Annotated in this window: 15 protein-coding genes and 1 pseudogene; 10 read left to right on the forward strand and 6 right to left on the reverse strand. The window is 50.2% G+C overall.

What is annotated here, in order from left to right; genetic code table 11:
- Positions 1 to 472: 472 nt before the first annotated feature.
- On the forward strand, positions 473 to 892 hold the full coding sequence (locus NDI52_RS26120) for a hypothetical protein (RefSeq protein ID WP_190774965.1): 420 nt from the start codon (positions 473 to 475) through the stop codon (positions 890 to 892).
- Between the two features lie 483 nt (positions 893 to 1375).
- Here NDI52_RS26120 and NDI52_RS26125 read toward each other — a convergent pair whose 3' ends face one another.
- On the reverse strand, positions 1376 to 5002 hold the full coding sequence (locus NDI52_RS26125) for an NB-ARC domain-containing protein (RefSeq protein ID WP_190773794.1): 3627 nt from the start codon (positions 5000 to 5002) through the stop codon (positions 1376 to 1378).
- A gap of 504 nt (positions 5003 to 5506) precedes the next feature.
- Here NDI52_RS26125 and NDI52_RS26130 point away from each other — a divergent pair.
- The 9 genes from NDI52_RS26130 (at position 5507) to NDI52_RS26170 (ending at position 12604) form a co-directional block, all read left to right on the forward strand.
- Positions 5507 to 5944 carry a VOC family protein gene (locus NDI52_RS26130; protein ID WP_199307586.1) on the forward strand — a complete coding sequence of 146 codons (438 nt, stop codon included), beginning with the start codon at positions 5507 to 5509 and terminating at the stop codon, positions 5942 to 5944.
- A 117-nt stretch (positions 5945 to 6061) separates the two neighbouring features.
- The gene (locus NDI52_RS26135; protein ID WP_190773792.1) at positions 6062 to 6928 is read left to right on the forward strand and encodes an oxidoreductase; all 867 of its coding nucleotides are present in this window, start codon (positions 6062 to 6064) and stop codon (positions 6926 to 6928) included.
- A gap of 39 nt (positions 6929 to 6967) precedes the next feature.
- Positions 6968 to 7678: an SDR family oxidoreductase gene (locus NDI52_RS26140; protein ID WP_190773791.1), complete on the forward strand. Its 711-nt coding sequence runs from the start codon at positions 6968 to 6970 to the stop codon at positions 7676 to 7678.
- A 100-nt stretch (positions 7679 to 7778) separates the two neighbouring features.
- Positions 7779 to 8105 carry an NIPSNAP family protein gene (locus tag NDI52_RS26145; protein ID WP_190773796.1) on the forward strand — a complete coding sequence of 109 codons (327 nt, stop codon included), beginning with the start codon at positions 7779 to 7781 and terminating at the stop codon, positions 8103 to 8105.
- Between the two features lie 3 nt (positions 8106 to 8108).
- Positions 8109 to 8294: a hypothetical protein gene (locus NDI52_RS26150; protein ID WP_190773790.1), complete on the forward strand. Its 186-nt coding sequence runs from the start codon at positions 8109 to 8111 to the stop codon at positions 8292 to 8294.
- Positions 8295 to 8341: 47 nt separating this feature from the next.
- Positions 8342 to 9028: a VOC family protein gene (locus NDI52_RS26155; RefSeq protein ID WP_190773789.1), complete on the forward strand. Its 687-nt coding sequence runs from the start codon at positions 8342 to 8344 to the stop codon at positions 9026 to 9028.
- Between the two features lie 97 nt (positions 9029 to 9125).
- Complete coding sequence (locus tag NDI52_RS26160) at positions 9126 to 10214, forward strand: thioredoxin family protein (RefSeq protein ID WP_190773788.1); 1089 nt, start codon at positions 9126 to 9128, stop codon at positions 10212 to 10214.
- Positions 10215 to 10239: 25 nt separating this feature from the next.
- On the forward strand, positions 10240 to 11202 hold the full coding sequence (locus NDI52_RS26165) for an SDR family NAD(P)-dependent oxidoreductase (protein WP_199330869.1): 963 nt from the start codon (positions 10240 to 10242) through the stop codon (positions 11200 to 11202).
- Between the two features lie 25 nt (positions 11203 to 11227).
- Positions 11228 to 12604, forward strand: coding sequence for an FAD-dependent oxidoreductase (locus NDI52_RS26170; RefSeq protein WP_190773787.1), 1377 nt, complete (start codon positions 11228 to 11230; stop codon positions 12602 to 12604).
- 242 nt (positions 12605 to 12846) lie between these two features.
- Here NDI52_RS26170 and NDI52_RS26175 read toward each other — a convergent pair whose 3' ends face one another.
- From NDI52_RS26175 to NDI52_RS26195, 5 genes and pseudogenes are all read right to left on the reverse strand, one after another.
- The gene (locus NDI52_RS26175; RefSeq protein ID WP_347280000.1) at positions 12847 to 13284 is read right to left on the reverse strand and encodes a response regulator; all 438 of its coding nucleotides are present in this window, start codon (positions 13282 to 13284) and stop codon (positions 12847 to 12849) included.
- Positions 13267 to 13644 (reverse strand): annotated as a pseudogene (locus NDI52_RS26180) (response regulator); the annotation flags it as partial. The gene NDI52_RS26175 and the pseudogene NDI52_RS26180, both read right to left, overlap by 18 nt.
- A gap of 394 nt (positions 13645 to 14038) precedes the next feature.
- The gene (locus tag NDI52_RS26185; RefSeq protein ID WP_348256564.1) at positions 14039 to 14398 is read right to left on the reverse strand and encodes an ATP-binding protein; all 360 of its coding nucleotides are present in this window, start codon (positions 14396 to 14398) and stop codon (positions 14039 to 14041) included.
- 50 nt (positions 14399 to 14448) lie between these two features.
- The gene (locus tag NDI52_RS26190) at positions 14449 to 15537 is read right to left on the reverse strand and encodes a response regulator (RefSeq protein WP_348256561.1); all 1089 of its coding nucleotides are present in this window, start codon (positions 15535 to 15537) and stop codon (positions 14449 to 14451) included.
- Between the two features lie 24 nt (positions 15538 to 15561).
- Positions 15562 to 19191, reverse strand: coding sequence for a PAS domain S-box protein (locus NDI52_RS26195; protein WP_190773784.1), 3630 nt, complete (start codon positions 19189 to 19191; stop codon positions 15562 to 15564).
- Between the last annotated feature and the right edge of the window lie 285 nt (positions 19192 to 19476).

Below are 19476 nucleotides of genomic sequence, written 5' to 3' on the forward strand. Positions count from 1 at the left end.
CAATGTTTTTCGGATTAGAGTAATCTGGTTCATGAGGGTTTCGTGGATGAATGTGGTAATTCTCATGAAACCCTCTCCTACTCAATCTTTGCAAGCTTTTGTCCGGTACTTAGATAGAGCACATACATAAAACTAAATCTTTTTTGGAATTTCTGATAAACCCCGAATTTCCGCAGCATTCACCCTGCTGAGTAAACTAAATTGAGTAAACTAAGAAGTAATAGCTTATGTCATTTGTTAGAGGAATGAGGGCGATCGCTTTCCTAACATGGAATGAACATGCTATCCACAACATCCAGAATATTGTCAGTGAAAGACAATAGGCGATTGCCTAAACCGTGCCCATCTATATCACCGTTCCCATCCTTTAGAGAATGTTTGAAATCATCCAAGAGTTGATTTCGCACAGGTAAGATTCACGGCAAATTAGACTTGCAAGCATCCTTTTAGTCCCTCTCGTTTATCAAGAGCTATGAACTCTTTAATCTCGTTTGAGCAATTTTCAGACTGGGCAGCTGCTAGACCTGAGCCTCCCTACTTTTTGCTGTTTGCCAGCATGCTCATCATTTTGACATGCTCCCTTCCACTCATCGTTGCGGTGCGGCATCGGGTAAATTACTGGTCAAAAAACTTTTCTCCTGATACCTTGCCCCGGGGTGGGGGTGTACAAGTTCTGCTGCCCTTCCTTGGAACATCTGCAGGATTGTGTATCCTGCTTGCATCTACCATGGAAGTTTTTGGCCTGGCTATACTGCCATCTCTGATTTTCGCCCTTGTATTGACGGTTGTGATCAGCCAGCTTGCCTGGTCGCAATTAGGCAAACTGCTCAGTCGCCGTCTGGTTCGTTCCTATCTGGATCAGTTTTCTGATTTTCCACGAGTAGGCATTTAACCGCCTTATGGCGTTTTTCTAAGACCCATTCGAAGAGGGTGATTTTTCGTGCTTAACAGATACTAGTAGGCTACGGCCTAAGTTCGTTGCCTATTTTTTGTGGTGAGGTGCTTCGCACCTCACCACAAAAAATAGGTTGTACACTTCTGCCCCAGCCTACTAAAGATCAACCTCTTCAATAATTTTGAAAACAGCCTCAGGGATACTCAACATAGCGGATATTTTTCGCCCCAAAGACAAGTCGAGTAACAGCAAGAAATCAAGAGGAAGCCACTAAGTCGATCAGTTTGTTAAAAAGAAAATGGCGCGATCGCTCAATGCCTTTTAACTATTACTAGTGGGCTGCGGCCTAAGTTCGCAACCTATGTTTTTGTGTAGGGTGCTTCGCACCCTACACAAAAACATAGGTGATGGATTTCCGCCGCAGCGTACTAGGCACGATTGAAGACAAGAAAATTTATCGAACCCGGACGTATAGTCGCATTAGTTCTCGATTGCCCCTAACGTTTTCAGAGTGGCTCTCTGAGCCACGGTCAACCCGGTTACGCCTTGAATATTCATCCCTTCGTATAGGCGATCGACCGTTAACGTGTTGATACAACGTCCTGACTGCACATCCCAAAGCTTGATGGTGCGATCGTTGCTACCACTGAATAGAATTTGACCGTCGGAACTAAAGATCACCGACCGGACCCAACCGTTATGTTCATCCAGGACGTGGAGACAATGCCCCGTTTGCAGATCCCACAGTCGAATGGTTTGATCATCACCGCCACTTGCCAGAAATCGACCATTGGGACAGATGGCAACCGTCCAGATAGCTCCAGTATGCCCCTGCAAAACCTTCAAACATTTTCCAGTCTGCCCATCCCATAATCGAACGGTCTGGTCATGACTGCCACTTGCCAGCCGGTGACCATTCGGCTCAAATGCCAGTGCGAAAATTGCACCGATATGTCCCTGAAAAACCTTCAGACATTCTCCACTTTGCACATCCCACAAGCGAATAGTGAGATCAAAACTACCGCTTGCCAACCATTGACCACTGGAGTCGAACGCGATCGCACGAATACCGCTCTCATGTCCGCACAACATATGCAAACAGTGATGCGTTTGCACATCCCAAAGCCGCACAGTGCAATCATAACTACTACTTGCCAGAATTTGTCCCGTTGGGCTAAACAGAATGGTCCAGATCGATGCGTTGTGTGCTGACCATTGATCGAGGTGCCCAGTTTGGATATTCCATAGCGCGATCGACTCATTGTGTCGATTGACCGCGAGTGTTTGGCCGTCAGGACTAAAACTGACATTGCTGAAGGGTGACATCCGACGAATTGGGTTAGAAAAGGTTTTGTAGGGGTGAAGTTGCGATCGATTGTGATCTCGTTGCACATGCCACAACTGAATCGTTTCATCTTGACCACTACTCGCAAGAATTTGGCCATCCGGACTGAGGCTCAGGGAGTGAATGCCACCGGTATAGCCGCGCAGTGTTTTCAGGTTCTGTCCGCCCGGCAAATTCCACAGCCGCACGGTGTAATCTTTTCCTGTACTAGCCAATAATTGGCTGTCGGCACTGATGGCGAGCCCATAAACATCATGCGTATGGCCTTCAAGTACATGAATAGGTTGCCCGTCTGGAACACTCCAAAGGCGCAGCGTACTATCGAGGCTCGCACTGGCTAACCAATGACCATCCGGGCTAAAAGCAATGTTCCAAACCCAGTCGGTATGTTCCTGCAGTAGCTTGACGCTGGAAGTTATGACATTAGGCTTCGACGCTCGGTTGTGAGGCAGATGAGCGTTCCACAGTCGAATCGATCCATCCCGACAGCCGCTGGCGAGGAGTTGACCGTCCGGGCTGTAGCGTACACACTGAACCCCGCTGGTATGCCCTTGTAAGATACTCAAGCAGTTCCCATTACTCACATCCCAAATCCGAACCGTTGCATCATTACTGCTGCTGGCTAGAGTTTGTTGATTTGGAGCAAAGTGGACAGAATAAACACTCTGGGTGTGCCCTTCCAAAACACGGAAACACTGCCCCTGCAAGTTCCATAGGCGGACTGTTTTGTCTTCACTACCGCTCGCAAACTGCTGACCATCAGGACTAAAACTCACTGACCGAACACCACCCGAATGGTCTGTTAGCAGCTGCAAGCATTGCCCACTCTGAACATCCCACAAGCGCACGGAACTATCCGTACAGCCGCTGGCTAGCAAAGCACCAGAGGGACTAAAGGCAACTGACCAAACCCAGCCGACATGACCTTCCAAGGTGCCCAGAAGTTGGGTTGTGGTGACATTCCAGAGATAGATATTACCACTGGAATCGCCCACTGCCATCATCTCACCATCTGGGCTCATGTCGATTGACATGGCAATACTGAACATTTCCGAAAAGATGGACTTGGCAAACGTAGCATTCTGAAAATTGACCCTGGATAAATCGACTTGCCGTAAGTCGGCTTGTTGCATTACAAGACCAGAAAAATCTGAGCCACGCAAATCGACTTGAAGCTGCACCAGGAGGTTAATCAGGTTGCCGGCAATGTACCCGGGTTTCTTCCCCTGTTGCGTTAATAGGTGCCTTGCTTGCGACTCAATTGCTGCCACGCTACCAAAGCAAGACAGCAACCGTTCCATCACCGGTTGAATAATGAGGCGCGTCTGAATCTCTCGAACGTAATCTTTTGCTTGTACTCGTAATAAAGAATGCGTCTGCCAAACGTTAAGCCGCTGCGTCTCAAATTCGATACAAATTTGTTGTACGAATTGTTCCGTGACATATTCCATCACTACGGGTTGTAAGAAGAATAACCCATCATTTTTTTCAAGGAGCGATCGCCGGAGTAATGAGTTGACCAAATTAGGTACATGTTGCTGAGCAGCCAGATCAACTACATTCTCTCGAATGTCTGCGATCGAGACTGGCTCCCGATGAATAGCAAACCAGAACAGGATTTTTTGTTCTGCTTCAGATAGGCGATCGAACTGACGCTCCAGCACATCGCGAATATCTTCAAATACCGCCAATCCCTGGCTGAGAAAGGGTACTACCTCGCTAATACTGCCGTTAAACAAATCTTGAGTTGCGGCTGCCACCAGTTTCAGCGCCAGAGGATTGCCACCGTAGTGATGGATTAACGCCTCCCATTCGACTTCTGACCCTGTAAACGCTCCTTTTTGCCGAAAGATGGCACGTCCGTCATCCGGTGTGAGCCCACTCAGGGGCAGCGATCGCACCAGCGTCTGTGCGCCTTCCATCAGAGCCATCTCGCGTGGCTTTTCTCGACTCGTCAGTAACAAACAACTCCCATGAGACGCTTCACCAATGGCTCTGAGCAACTGTCCGTAACCTTCATACCCCGATCGCCATTGTCCCACTGGCTCACGCTGCAAAATGGTTTCAACGTTATCGAGAATTAATAAACACCGACGCGATCGCAGGTATTGCATCAGTTTGGGAAGCTGCTGAGCAAGCGTCGTGGGAATGATGGGGTCTTCCCCATAGAGCGGCATAAGAAACTTCAGCAGGCTTGATAGCAGTTCATCTAGCGGGGGCGCATTCGCCAGGGAGCGCCACACGACGATCTCAAACTCAGCTTGCATCTGCAGCGCCGCCTTGACGGTGATCGTACTTTTGCCAATGCCGCCAATGCCCAACAGCCCAACGATGCGACAGCGATCAGACACAACCCACTGCCATAGTTGCGCCAGTTCTGCCTCACGTCCATAAAATACCGAGGCATCAACCGCCGTGTCCCAGTCCTGTTGAGGATTGCATCGGCTCTCGGTTTCCTCCGAGGAGGCAGGGGATTTCACGTCTGCCTGCGTTAATTCCAACCCAAACGCTCGGAACAAATACTCTACGGATTGGCGATCGACCCCCAGTTCACGTTTGAAGATGCGAGCCAGGGTATTGAGGGAAAGCCCGGTGCGATCGCTGATGTCTTCCTGGGTAAAGTGTTTACCCCAGGTTTCATCGGATTCTGCCTGCTGTTTTGCCGTCTGAAATTTTTGCCATCCCTGAGGCGATAGGATGACTCCTCGCACTCGCTTAGACGGGGTTGTTCCACGTCTAGATTTTGATGGGTTGGAATTCATACAGCCACTCATGCAAAGGACAGAACGAACCTTTCCTTAAAGTATCGGGCGTTTCTTGAATACAAGCCTGACGAAGAGCTTCAGCGAACTAGAAAGACCGGCAAATGATTCCTTTTTGGCCGAAGTATATCAGGTTTCATTGATCCTCGCTATTAACGACCTATCCGAACAGCAATTCCCAGTATGAGAAGGCCGAGAGTGCGTGCCCGACGGGCACGCACTCTCGGCCTTGAAGCTCGAAAACCGCCCACTAAAGGTGGGCGGTTTTCGAGCTTGATTTCAAAATGAGAATTGCTGCTATCCGAAACCCTAATTCAGGGAAGGTGCGTCCGCACCTTCCCTGAATTAGGGTTTCAGTTTCGGACTTTAAGTCGCGTTTTAACTCAAAGAACTTGAGTGGTGTGGATAGGGCGATCGCAGAAGAATGAAGTTAACCGAGTGGGCCGCAAGCTCACCTAACAAAAGGAGAACAAGATGAGCAGCAATCACGTAAACAGTCAAAATATGAAACTCGAAGTTATGGTATTGCCCGTCTCAGATGTTGATCGTTCCAAGCACTTCTATGAGGCGTTGGGGTGGCGGTTGGATGCTGACTTTGTCACTAGTAAGGACTTCCGGGTAGTGCAATTAACCCCTCCTGGCTCCGAAGCCTCGATCATCTTCGGGCAGGGAGTGACGTTAGCCGCACCGGGTTCCGTTCAGGGGCTGTACCTCATCGTTTACGACATCGAGGCAGCCCGCGCCGAACTCGTTGATCGGGGTGTTGAGGTGAGTGAAGTATTCCACGACATCGGAGGAGTTTTCCATCACGCCGGAACCGAGGGACGGGTACCAGGCCCCGATCCGAAACGTCGCGACTATGCCTCCTATGCCTCGTTCCGTGATCCAGACGGCAATGGCTGGGTGCTCCAGGAGTTGAAAACACGGCTTCCCGGACGGTAACAAGACAAGCACTGAAGAACAAGGAGCCCAAAGTAACAGCTTTTTGCTCCTTCTAATACCCACCATCCATACAGCAGTCAGCCCACACACTAGACAACATCTAAAACGAGGACACATATGAAAACGCAGAACGTATGGTTTATTACCGGAGCCTCCAGAGGTTTTGGGTTGGAAATTGCCAGAGCAGCCCTGGCAGCAGGTGACCAGGTTGTGGCAACGGTTCGCAGCCAGCCCGCACAAGTCACCAATGCTTTGCACAACGACCCGAATCTGTATGTGGTGCAGATGGATGTCACCCAGGAAGACCAGGTAAAAGTGGCTGTTCAGCAGGGCATTGCCCGTTTTGGTCGGATTGATGTCTTGGTCAATAATGCTGGCTATGGCATGGTTACAGCGATCGAAGAAGCCACAGATGCCGAAGTTCGCCAACAGTATGACACCAACGTATTTGGTTTACTAAGCGTGACGCGTGCCGTATTGCCCTACCTGCGCCAGCAAAAGTCTGGACGCATCATCAATATTTCGTCGTTGTTTGGCTACGATGCCATTCCAGGCTGGGGGTTGTACGGGTCCACTAAGTTTGCCGTCGAAGGCCTCTCGAAAGGGCTGGCAGTCGAGCTGGCACCGCTCGGCATCCATGTCACGGTAGTCGCTCCCGGTCTTTTTAGTACCGACTTCCTGAGCACGGAATCCTATATTGCCGCAAAAACCATCATTGACGACTACCAGGAAACGGTAGGACAGATGCGGAGCGGAGCCGATGCGCTACACGGGAACCAACCCGGTGATCCGAAAAAGTTTGCTCAGGTGATTCTTCAAGTCGCCACTACAGACCATCCGCCCGTGCATTTGCCCGTCGGGAAGGATGCGATCGCCATGTACCAAAACAACGCCGTGAAAGTGGCCCAGGAAATCGAAGCATGGCTACCAGTCACGACCAGTACCGACCATGACCAACGTATTACAGCTTCGACCGTAGTTTGACCTGCAACATTCATACATGATTTCTAAAGGAGTTTTACCATGGACATCGAACAAAAAGTTGCTGTGATTACCGGCGCATCGCAGGGCATCGGCGCAGCTCTCGTCAAGGCGTACCGCGATCGCAACTACCGAGTCATCGCAATCTCGCGCTCGATCCAGCCCTCAGACGATGATGAAATCGTGACAGTATCTGGCGACATCGCGGAGCGAAAAACTGCCGAGCGTGCGATTATCGAGGGTGTGACCCGATTTGGGCGGATTGACACGCTCATTAACAACGCTGGCATCTTCATCGCCAAGCCATTTACCGACTACACCGAGGCTGATTACACGGCATACCTGGGCACCAATATCGCTGGATTTTTTCACATGACGCAACTCGCGATCGCTGAGATGGAAAAGCAGGGCAGCGGTCATATCGTGCAGATTTCAACGAGCCTAGTTGATAACGCGATCGCGGGTGTACCGTCTGTGCTTGCGTCCCTAACAAAAGGTGGATTAAATGCTGCAACCCGATCGCTGGCGATCGAGTACGCCAAGCGCGGTATCCGAGCGAATGCGATCGCGCTGGGTACGATCAAGACGCCGATGCATCCTGCCGAAACCCATGCACAGCTTGATGCTCTGCACCCAATGGGTCGTATGGGCGAGGTCTCCGATGTCGTCGATGCAGTCCTCTACCTGGAATCAGCCAACTTTGTAACAGGCGAAATCCTTCATGTTGATGGGGGTCAGAGTGCGGGGCACTAACACCCCCTTGTGAGACAACTGACGCTGACGCTCTCAAACAGAATTGCGCGATCATCTAGCCTTCACAGGAACATACACCATGACTCCACTCGAAAAAGGCATGATCTACGAATTACGCATTTATCACGCCACGCCCGGACGATTACCTGCCCTACTTTCGCGCTTCGAGCACCACACGCTACAGATTTGGGAAAAGCATGGCATCCGTCAGGCTGGATTCTGGACCACGTTAATCGGCGAGAGTAATCAGCGGCTCACCTTCATGCTTGCCTGGAACAGCATGGCTGAACGTGAAGAGCGCTGGGCTGCATTCCTTGCCGATCCCGAATGGATCGCGATCAGCACCGAAACTGAGAAAGACGGTCAACTTGTGCAGAACATCAGCAACGAGTTGCTGACACCGACCGCCTTTTCCTCGGTGAAGTGAGCGATGGAGCGAGTGACGGAACTCGAAACCGTTGCAGTCAGTGTGCAAACTCCTCTCCCCCGTCACAACAAGCAATACGGACAGACAACCTGTAACTCCCGTGAATTCAGCACCCCTGTAAACGCAGCTAAGTCACGTTTTAACTCAAAGAACTTGAGTGGTGTGAATCGGGCGATCGCAGAAGAATGAGAAGTAACGAATCTGAACACCAGATTTACCAACAAAAGGAGAACAAGATGAACAGCAATCCCGTAAACAGTCAAAACATAAAACTCGAAGTTGTGTTGTTCAATGTTGCCGATGTTGACCGTGCGAAAGCATTCTACGAAAACCTCGGCTGGCGATTTGACATTGACGTGGCGGAGGGCGACTTCCGAGGCGTGCAGATGACACCACCCAATTCAGACGCCTCGATCATCTTCGGCAAGGGAGTCACTCCAGCGAATTCTGACACGGCGCACAATCTAGTTCTCGCCGTCGAAGACCTCGATGCCGCTCGCGAAGACTTGATCGCTCGTGGTGTCAATGTAAGCGAGATCTTCCATTACGCTGGTGGTCCTTTTAATAATGCTGTGGAGAACCCGCGCGTCGACGGGCGCGATCCAGAAGGTCGTTCTTACTTCTCATTTGCCTCATTCGAGGATCCAGAGGGGAACGTTTGGCTGCTCCAGGAAATTACAACGCGGCTTCCCGGCCGAGAATGGAACTCAGCGCCAGCACAAGATACAGACGTTGCAACCCTTGCAAGCCTTCTCCGCGAGACGGCAGAGCACCACGACCCCTACGAGAAGACTCACGACGAGCATCACTGGTGGGACTGGTACGCGCCCTATTTAAATGCACGTCAGAATGGCAACAGCCCAGAAGAGGCCGCCGCTGCCGCCGACCGTTATATGGAGGAGGTGTTGTCTGCTTCCAGATAAGGCGGTCAGAGTTGTCACACCCACGTACTCGGTGGGTGTGGCAAAGTGATTCTCTCATTCCACCGTACCTATCTGAACACAACAAGGAGGTCAGCCCATGTTTGAAGAAGTCAATCCTAATCGCCGCTCCTTTTTAACAACCACGGTTCAAGCCCTTGCTGCCACTCAACTCGGCAGACTTGGCTACACTAAACAAGACGCTACACCAGCAATGGCCGAGTTACCGATTGAAGGCGAACTGCCTTCGCTTGTGGGCGCGATCGCATGGCTCAACTCGCAGCCATTGACGGTTGACGAGCTGCGTGGAAAAGTTGTGCTCATCAACTTCTGGACGTATACCTGCATCAATTGGCTGCGCCAGCTTCCTTATGTTCGCGCGTGGGCCGAGAAGTATCAGGATCAAGGACTGGTCGTGATCGGTGTGCACACACCGGAGTTCGAATTCGAGAAGACTCTCGATAACGTCCGCCGAGCCTCAACGGACATGGAAATTAACTACCCGATCGCCGTGGATAACGATTATGCGGTGTGGCACGCGTTCGGGAATCGTTATTGGCCGGCCCTTTATTTTATCGACACGCAAGGACGCATTCGTCATCACCACTTCGGCGAAGGCGAGTACGAGCAATCAGAACAGGCCATTCAACAGCTGTTAGCTGAGTCCGCAAGCCGCCGCAGTCAGGAAATGGTTGCAGTCGAGGCTCACGGTTTTGAAGCTGCCGCCGATTGGAACAACCTGAAATCGCCTGAAAACTACCTTGGATATCAAAGAACTGAAAATTTTGCGTCTCCCAGTGGCGCCGTGTTAAACAAGCGCCATTCCTACACCACCCCCGTACAATTGCAACGTAATCAATGGGCACTTTCGGGTGATTGGACCATTGGAAGACAAGCCATTGCACTGAACGAGCCCGGTGGACGGATTGTGTACCGCTTTCACGCCCGCGACCTTCATCTTGTTATGGGGCCAACTGTGTCAGGAACGTCTGTGCGGTTTCGCGTGCTCATAGACGGGCAACCAGCCGTCGCGGCTCACGGACTCGACCTCAATGAACAAGGCGAAGGCACCGTTACCGAACAGCGGTTGTATCAATTGATTCGACAGCCCCAGTCCATCACCGATCGCCAATTCGAGATTCAGTTTCTGGATGCCGGGGTAGAGGCTTTTGCATTCACGTTTGGATGATCACACAAACAGATATGTCCTCGACATGAGCGACAAGAAGGTAAATGATATGACCATGAACTCCACCCATGACAGCCCAATCCTCGTGACCGGAGCAGCCGGAGATGTTGGTGCGATCGGTCGTAACCTGACCGCAATGCTGCTCGACAAGGGGCATAAAGTGCGCGCCTTGGTCCGGCGGGAAGATGAACGCGCTGAAGCTCTACGCGAGCTTGGTGCCGAAGTTGTGCAGGGTGACCTGACGGATCTTGACTCGATGCATCGGGCGATCGCAGGAGTTGCGCGCATCTATTTCGGCATGTCAGTCTCGCCAGCTTATCTCGAAGCCACGGTCAACGTCGCTGCGGTGGCGAAGCATCATGGGGTCGAGGCTTTCGTGAATATGTCCCAGATGACGGTGACGCAGATGAGCATCACCGCGACTACAGACAGCCCACAGCACAAGCTGCACTGGCTTGCAGAACAGGCATTAGCGTGGTCGGGGCTACCCGTCGTCACAGTGCGACCAACGGTCTTTCTCGAAAGCTTCTTCCTGCGTCTCGCCGCTGCTAGTATTCGGGATAGCAACGAACTGGCACTGCCGCTGGGCAACAGCAAGACCTCGCCGGTCTCGGCGGTTGATGTAGCGCGTGCTGTTTCTGAGATCCTCGACGACCCTGCCCCGCACATTGGTCATGTGTACAATTTGACCGGATTCGAGTCAGCCGATCTAGACGACTACGCCCATGTCTTTTCTGAAGCCCTTGGCCGAACGATTCGCTATCGCGACGTACCGCTCCCTGAGTGGATTGATGGGCTTCGCGAGTTTGGGGTGCCAACGCACCTCGTCAACCACCTCGCGGTAATGGCCGAACTTCACGCGCAGGGACGGTATGACCGTATGACAAACGACCTGTTCAAGCTGACTGGCAAGACACCGACGAGCATGTACGACTTCGTGAAATTACACACCGCTGAATTCACGCGACGTGAAGTCACCAAACTGTAATGACAAACTATCAACCGAGGTAACCATGGAAACAGCAGATGTCATTGTGATTGGAAGTGGTCAGGGTGGAGTCCCACTCGCGGCTGACTTTGCCAGAGCTGGTAAGAACGTCGTTTTATTTGAGCGCGATGCGTTGGGCGGCAGTTGCATCAACTATGGCTGTACGCCTTCTAAAGCCTTTTTAGCCGCTGCTCATGCCGCAGGTCGCGCTCGGCAAGCTGCAAAACTCGGCATACACGCGCAGGTTGAAGTCGATTTTCCTGCGGTGATGGAGCGAGTGCAGGGCATTCGCAGCCAGTTTAACCAGGGCACTAAGGGGCGGTTAGAGAGCGCAGGGGTTAAAATCGTCTACGCTGAAGCTGTTTTCACTGGAGAGCGAACGGTCAGCGGAGGGGGCGTGACGGTGCAGGCGCCGATCATCGTCATCAACACAGGGACATCCTCTACGATTCCTGAGCTTCCTGGTTTAGCGGGAACGCCTTATCTCACCAATCGCAATTTCTTTGATTTGCAACAGCTTCCACCTCGGTTGCTTGTGGTTGGCGGAGGCTATATTGCCCTGGAGTTAGGGCAGGGAATGGCGCGTTTAGGCAGCCAGACTGAGTTGATTGTGCGGGGCGATCGCCTACTGGCTCAGGAAGAATCTGATGTCAGTGATGTGCTTTTGGATGCATTCAAGCAAGATGGAATTGGACTGCATTTCAACACGACGGTTCAGCAGGTTGCTTACACGAACGGTGTGTTTACCCTAACGCTGAATAACGGCAAAGTACTGGACGGAGAAGCATTGCTGGTTGCGACTGGGCGCAAACCCAATACCGGAGCATTAAATACTGCGGTGACAGGCATTGAATTGGATGCACAAGGGTTTATTAAAATCGATGATCAGTTTCAGACGACTTGCCCTGGAGTTTATGCGATCGGAGATGTTGCCAAGCAACCTGCTTTTACCCATGTCTCATGGGAAGACTATCGTCGATTGAAAGCCATTCTCTGTGGCGAACAGCGGAGCCGCAACGATCGGGTGTTAGGCTATGCCGTCTACACCGAGCCACAAGTGGGCCGAGTGGGTATGACGTTAGAGCAGGCTGGGAAACAGGGCATCGCTGCCCGCGAAGTCACCCTACCCATGGCTCATATCGCCCGCAGCATCGAGTGGGGGCATGATCTGGGCTTCTACCGCATGGTTATCGACACCCAGACGAATTTGATTTTAGGCGCAACGCTGGTTGGATATGAAGCGGCTGAACTCGTGCATGTCTTTTTGTCGCTGATAGAAGCTGGAGCAACATGGCAGGTACTCGAACAATCGGTTCACATTCACCCAACTTATGGTGAGGCATTGCCCAGCCTCGCAAGACTACTGGTTGGAGATGATATGCCAACCTGCCCCAATATATGAGAAAGCCTCAACCTGGAACAAAAAACGACGAGTTCTTGAATGTGCTACATTTTTTGTCCTGTACCGAGGTACAGGACAAAAAATAAAACGACCTCCAGAACTAGTAGGCTGCGGCCTAAGTTCGCAACCTATGTTTTTGTGTAGGGTGCGAAGCACCCTACACAAAAACATAGGTGATGGATTTCCGCCTCAGCCTACTAGATTCTTTTCCTATATTGAGGTCCTGTATGGAGGACCAAAGCTTAAACCAGACTGAGTTGTTGCAAAACGTCTGTTAACACAGTCACCTCCACCGGTTTGAGTAAATAAAACTTGATACCTAACTCGCATGCTTGTGGTAAATCTCGATTGCCAGAGCCAGTAATACCAATGACAGGTAAGGTCTGTAGTTCTGGTTGTTGTCTCAGCCATTGTAAGAAATCGAGACCTGACATACCCGGTAATTTCAGATCGAGGATGACAAAGTTAGGCAAAGGATAGCGAGTGCGATCGCCATAAGCACCTTCTCCACCCAAATACTCAATTGCATCCTCTGCTCTAGCAACCCGTTGTATCAGAAGGGTTAAATTTAACTGAGAAAATATTCGTTCCAGGTGAAGTGCATCAAAAGGACTATCTTCTATGACTAACACCGTTCGTGCCAGGGTATTCTGCTGTTGAGATCTTAAAAAAGCTCTCACTCTTGCCAGTAGTTCGTCAAAATTAATTGGTTTGCGAATGAAGTCGTTCGCACCTAAATCCAGTCCTCGAACTGCATCATCCCGCTCATGGGCTGAGATGAGCAAGATTGGAAAAAAAGGTAGCGCAGAATTTTGCCGGATCTGCTGGGTTACTTCATAACCGTTCATACCCGGCATCATAATATCGAGCAGAACTAGATCGGGGGGATTTGCCTCAACCTTGGCTAGAGCAAGACTTCCACTTTCAGCTGTTTCGACGTCATAGCCCTCAGCTTCTAGTAAAGTTTGCAATAAGAGAATATTGTCAGGCAGGTCGTCAACAACAAGAATGCGAAAACGTTTTTGAGAAGACACGGTCAGTTTTTATTAAAGGATTTTGATGCTTCTATAGCACTTTTTATCGTTATTCAAGCACATCTTAACTCAGGCAAGGCAGCTTTAAGCCGCAATTCAGCCTTTAGTAATATAGCTTACAAGGTTAGCCATTAGGGTGCATCCCACTTTTGCCAATTTGGAAACCCACTTTTGTAAGTGAAGCGGGCTTTACCCGCTTCACTTACAAAAGTGGGATGCACCCGGCCATTACAGCTATTTTGGAAGCCAGCGCGAAAACCGCTTGCCTATGCTTTAAAGCTTGATGAAGGGATCGTTTTTCTAGACGTAAAGCGCACGCCACAACAGCTTTTAAAGCCGGCTCTAAAATTCTTCCTCTATTTGAAATACAAGCATTCATTGATAGCTCAACATTTTTCTCTTAGGTTCCTTCCTCTTCAAACACAGGCAGCTCAATCCAAAAACGGCTTCCCTGACCGGCTTGAGATTCAACCCCTGATCGCCCACCAATTCGTTCTATGCCACGTTGAACGATCGCCAACCCAATACCCGTGCCCGAATAATCTTCCACTCCATGTAAGCGCTCAAAAAGACGAAAAATTTGGTCATGGTACTGCGGGGCAATGCCAATACCGTTATCCTCTACCCATAACCGAACGAATCTGTCACGTCGCTCATTCCAAATTCGGATACGCGGCTGTACGCCAGAAGCAACAAATTTAACAGCATTTGTGACTAAATTGGCGATCGCCTGTTCTACCGTTGAGTAATGCCCTAACACAGTAAACAATGGTTCTTCGACCGTAATTTGAGCTTGCCGGAGTTGGATCTCTAAGTGATTGAGCCATCGTTTACAAGATTGTTTAGATCAACCGGTTGTAATGCCAACTGGATTCGGCTCAAGCGATTATAAGACAACAAGCCCTGTAGCATTTGCTCTAGTTGGTCAGCGTTTTCTCGAATTCGAACAGCGTATTCCTGTCCTGTTACTGCCAATTGATCAGCAAAGTCTTCCAAGAGAATTTGAGCATAACCACGCACGGCTCGTAGGGGCTCCCGCAAGTCATGGGATACCGAGTATGCGAACGATTCCAAATCGTGATTTGCTTCCTCCAGCTCCTGGGTTCGGCGGCTCACTTCCTGTTCCAGCTGATGGGTGTAACGCTGCCGCTCTTCCTCCTGAATGGTCTGTAGCCGATTAGCATATTGTTTCAGCTCAGTAATGTCGTCTACTAGCCCGTCAATGACCATCTCCCCGTTGACAGAATTGAGAGCCTCAGTCAAACGAATCCAGATAGGATTGCCTGTTTTGTCAGCCAATTGTAATTCTCGTTCCCGCTTCTGGTTGAATGCAATCTCTGCCGATTGGGATAAGTGCTGAGTGAATTGATTGACATATTCATCTGTCAGTGAATCGATTTGCAATAGCTGAAGAAAAGCTGGATTGACTTCAATTAAGCGGCGATTGAGGGTTGCTCGAAACACACCGATACTCAATTGCTGCAGCAACGATTGAAAACGAACCTCAAGTAAAGCAGCTCTCTGCCTTGCTTCAGCCCGTTCTATAGCCGCTCTCGCCGCCGCTCGTAGACGAATATAATTCTTTGAAGACTTCAGAATATAGTCGTCCAAGCCTGCCTTCATGGCTTCAACGGCAATTTCTTGACTGGCAGTATCTGTAAACATAATCACCGGGCACTCTGGAAACTGCTGTTTTAGCCGGTGCAGTAAGTCCAGACCGTTGCTCCATAGCAATTGATAATCGATAATGGCCAGGTCAAAGCGATCGCCCGATAGTGCTTGTTCAAACGTCTCTTCATCAAAAATTTCTTGAGCCTGTAGCCCTGAAAACTCTTTCTCGAGTTCTCGAATGATAAAAAGTCGTTGATTGGCATTGTCGTCAGCTACCAGTATCTGCATGGGAATGAAACACTTCCTTTCCAACTATGCGGGTGCCTTGCGTAACTCCATCCAAAAGCGACTGCCCTGATCGGCTTGTGACTCGACCCCCACCCGTCCACCCATCCGTTCGGCTCCCTTGCGCACGATCGCTAGTCCAATCCCCGTGCCCGGATAGGTTTCGGCACTGTGCAGCCGCTCAAATACCTGAAAAATTTGCTCTTGAAATCTAGGTTCAATCCCAATTCCGTTATCTTCTACCCACAACCGTACCCACTCGCCCGTTTCATCAACTCGTTCTTCTGCCCATACGTGAACTTGAGGCTGACGATTCTGTTGGGTAAATTTCAGCGCATTGGTCAGTAAGTTCGTGAGAATTTGGCTAAGGGTGATGTAGTGCCCCATAACGTTCGGTAAGGCCGGCTCAACTATGACTTGAGCGTGCTTAGCATGAATATCAGCTTGTAGATGAGTTATGACTTCTGCAACTACCGCGTTGAGATTGAGGGCCTGTAATTGAATATCGGCCCGACTAAGACGGCTGTAATCCAGTAGAGCCAAAATCAAGGTGTCCATTTCTTGAGCCGCTTCAATGATCCGTTGAGCGTACTCCTGTCCATTCTCATCAAGGCAGTCGCTATAGTCCTCCAGTAGAATTGTCCCTAACCCCTCCATTGAGCGTAGGGGGGCACGGAGGTCATGGGAAACGGAGTAAGCAAATGCCTGCAACGCTTCATTGGCTTCCTGAAGCTCAGCAGTTCGTGCGTCTACCCGTTGTTCCAGTTCAGAGGCATAGCGTTGCAATTGCTCTCGCAGACGAGCTTGTTGAATCGCAACTGCAAGCTGATTGGCAATCTCCTGGGCGATTATCCGTTCTTCCGCATTAAAAGCAGCAGGCTCGCTTGCTAACAAGTATAGGTCTCCGAATAACTCCCCCTCCACGAGCAGAGCAACAATCAAAACGCTGCGTGTTCCTTGACCGAACTGATACTCCAGGATAGGAGGACGCTGGAGCATGGTGCTCAGATCCTCGATGTAGCGAACTGCTTCCCGATAGCGGAAGCCTTCCAAGGATGAGAATGAGGTAATCGGGATGATGGAACCTGCTGGTGTTGAATCAACCTGCCCTGCTAACACTTGAGCTTCGTTGGTCTCGAAATTGAACAAGACAACCGCCGCTTGTTGGTAGGCAATTACTTGATTGAGCCGCCGCAGAGCAGAGTGAGCGATCGCCTCAGAAGAGGTTGCCTGTAGGATGGCGCGATCAATTTGCTGTAAGGTTTCTAACCGTTGAGCCGTGCGGCGAAGTGATTCTTCCACCTGTTTGCGTCGGGTAATATCTACGTTTACGGCAACAGCACTAATAATTTCTCCCAACTCGTTACGGATCGGAACGGCAGAATTGAGGATTGTTTTCCGCTGACCATCGAATGTTTCAATATCAACTTCTTCATTGATAACAGTTTCTCCCTGTCCCACAACACGCGCCAATGCCCAATCATCAGCAGTCAGCCGCTCTCCCGTCTTGACCCACCACCCCTTATACTCGCCATACTCAGCCACACTCCTGTTGCGAGGAGCAGATTCACCCCAAATGGCTCGAATGGCAGCATTCAGTTCTAAAACCTCCCCACTCGCATCAGCAATGCCTACACCTACAGGTAGGAGATCCAGAAGAGTTCTCAGGCGTTTACGCTCTAGTTCATTGGCAATTTTTTCTTGTGTTAACCACTCTTCTGCCTGTTTACGGGCTGTGACATCAAACCGGACTGCCAGATGCTGAAAGGGACTACCAGACTCATCCTGAAAAGGAACGATCGTTGTATCAACCCAATAGTAAGTGCCATCCTTAGCGCGGTTCTTGATCTCGCCATGCCACACCTCACCTTGGGTAATCGTTGCCCAAAGCCTACGGAAGAATTCTTTCGGATGGTAGCCTGAGTTGATCAGGCGGTGGTTCTGCCCAATCAATTCTTCTCGGGAAAATTTCGAGATTTGACAAAATTTGTCATTGACCTCAGTGATCGTTCCTTGAGCATCAGTGATAGCTAAAATCGCAGCTTGGTCTAAAGCAAACTTGACATCCGACAGATCCTTTAAGGCTTTGCGCAACCTCTCTTCAGATTGCTTGCGTTGGGTAATATCCAAAAACGCACCAATACTGCCTCTCGTTTGTCCTTGTTCATCCAGTAGGGGAGCAGCATACTCCAACAGTGTGAGAGTGGTACCATCATTCCAAACCACCTCAACCTCATAATCCTGTACTTCAACTCCATCAGCCGCTGCACGCTGCAGGGGTAGTTCCTCTGGGGGCAGTTCCAGATTATTCTGACAAACTTTGAAGTTGGTCGGGCGTTCGCCTTCCGGCGCACTTAAAGACGCATTTTCAGTCGGAGCAATGGCTAACATTTGAGCCAGCGTCGAGTTAACCTGAATTTTTTCACACTGGGGATCTTTAGCAATACCAACACCAATCGGAATCACTTCTAATAAGGTTTGAGACTCTACCAACTGTCGCTGAAGTTCTCGGTTCAGGTTTAGAATTTCTGCCTCCGCTTGTTTTCGTCCTGTAATGTCGATTGCTGTCACAGCTACCAGCCTTCGGTCATCTAACAAGGGGGAAATCGGAGCAGCATGGAAATCCCATATACGGCTTTCGCCTGTAGAGGTTGTAATAGTGTACTCTCCCATCGCCTTTCGTTGAGTTAACGGATATTGGGACAAGATTGTGGCTCGTACTTCCTCTTTGCGATCGCCATAAGCTTTTTCCGTCCAAATCTCAAGTGTAGGAATGTCTTCGAGGCTATATCCACTAATCTCAGTCCAAGCATGGTTGACCAGCGCTACCTCCCCATCTTCGGTGTGTAGCATGATTGCAAGAGGAGCATTTAATAAGGCCTGTCGAAAGCGATCTTCACTAGTTTGCAATGCGTTCGCTGCTGTTTTGCGGTCTGTAATATCGCGCATGACCTTTGAAAAGCCTTGCAAGTTACCGTGTCTGTCCCGTAAGGCACTCAGTACAATATCTGCCCAGAATAACGACCCATTCTTCCGCCGCCGCCAGCCCTGTTCCTGATATTGACCTTCTGTGGTGGCAATCTCCAGCTTCCGCTCTGCTTGGTCTTGCTCAACGACTTCTGGTGGAAACAACAACGAGAAATGCCGGCCCACAACCTCAAAGGTGGAGTAACCGCTTACCCGCTCTGCTCCTGCATTCCAGGTTGTAATCTTGCCATCAGTATCCAGCATGAAGATGGCGTAGTCTTGCACACTCTCCACGAGTAGTCGATAATTCTCCTCACTTTCCTGTAGGGCTAAGGCTGTTCTCTCAGTTCGTTCTTTGGATGTGATGAGTGCCTGGTTGAGATAGCTAATCATCACTCCTTCGGTCAGAAAGATAGCAATCCGTACCCCGTTTTCTATCCCGGTAACACCGAGCGTAAACAGAGGTTGGACAAAGAAGTAGGTACCGACGAGGGCACTCAAGCCCGTTGCGAATAGCCCTGGCCCTAGCCCCCCATACCAAGCAGCAAACATGACAGGCATGATGAAGACCAATAACGGTGCTTCATAACCAAGCACTGGCACCAGTAGAAACCGGATGATTAACGCCAGCAAGCTTGCCAGGACAGCCACACTATAGCGAGACAGTAGTATCCGTCTTGCTCCTGACATTGTCTAGCCTCCTCATGCAGTTGAACTGCTTGAGCGATCATTCATTAGCAAATTACTCTCAAGCAAATCTATTGAATGATGGCAATCAGCAGGTTATCGTTAACACCTTTTATCCTACTTCCAAGCTTAAGAACTAGCCCTCTAACTGAGTGGAGGTAAGCAGGCTATAACTTTCTGCAGGGTTGTTACTCAATCGTTGAGCTCCGCAGGTTTAACAAGTTTATGCGAGCGATAATTAAGCTGGGTAAGGGATAACGCTCGCGATCGCCATACTACCCCTCCCCC

Source organism: Leptolyngbya sp. PL-A3 (genome assembly GCF_039962325.1).
GTDB lineage: Bacteria > Cyanobacteriota > Cyanobacteriia > Elainellales > Elainellaceae > Vacuolonema.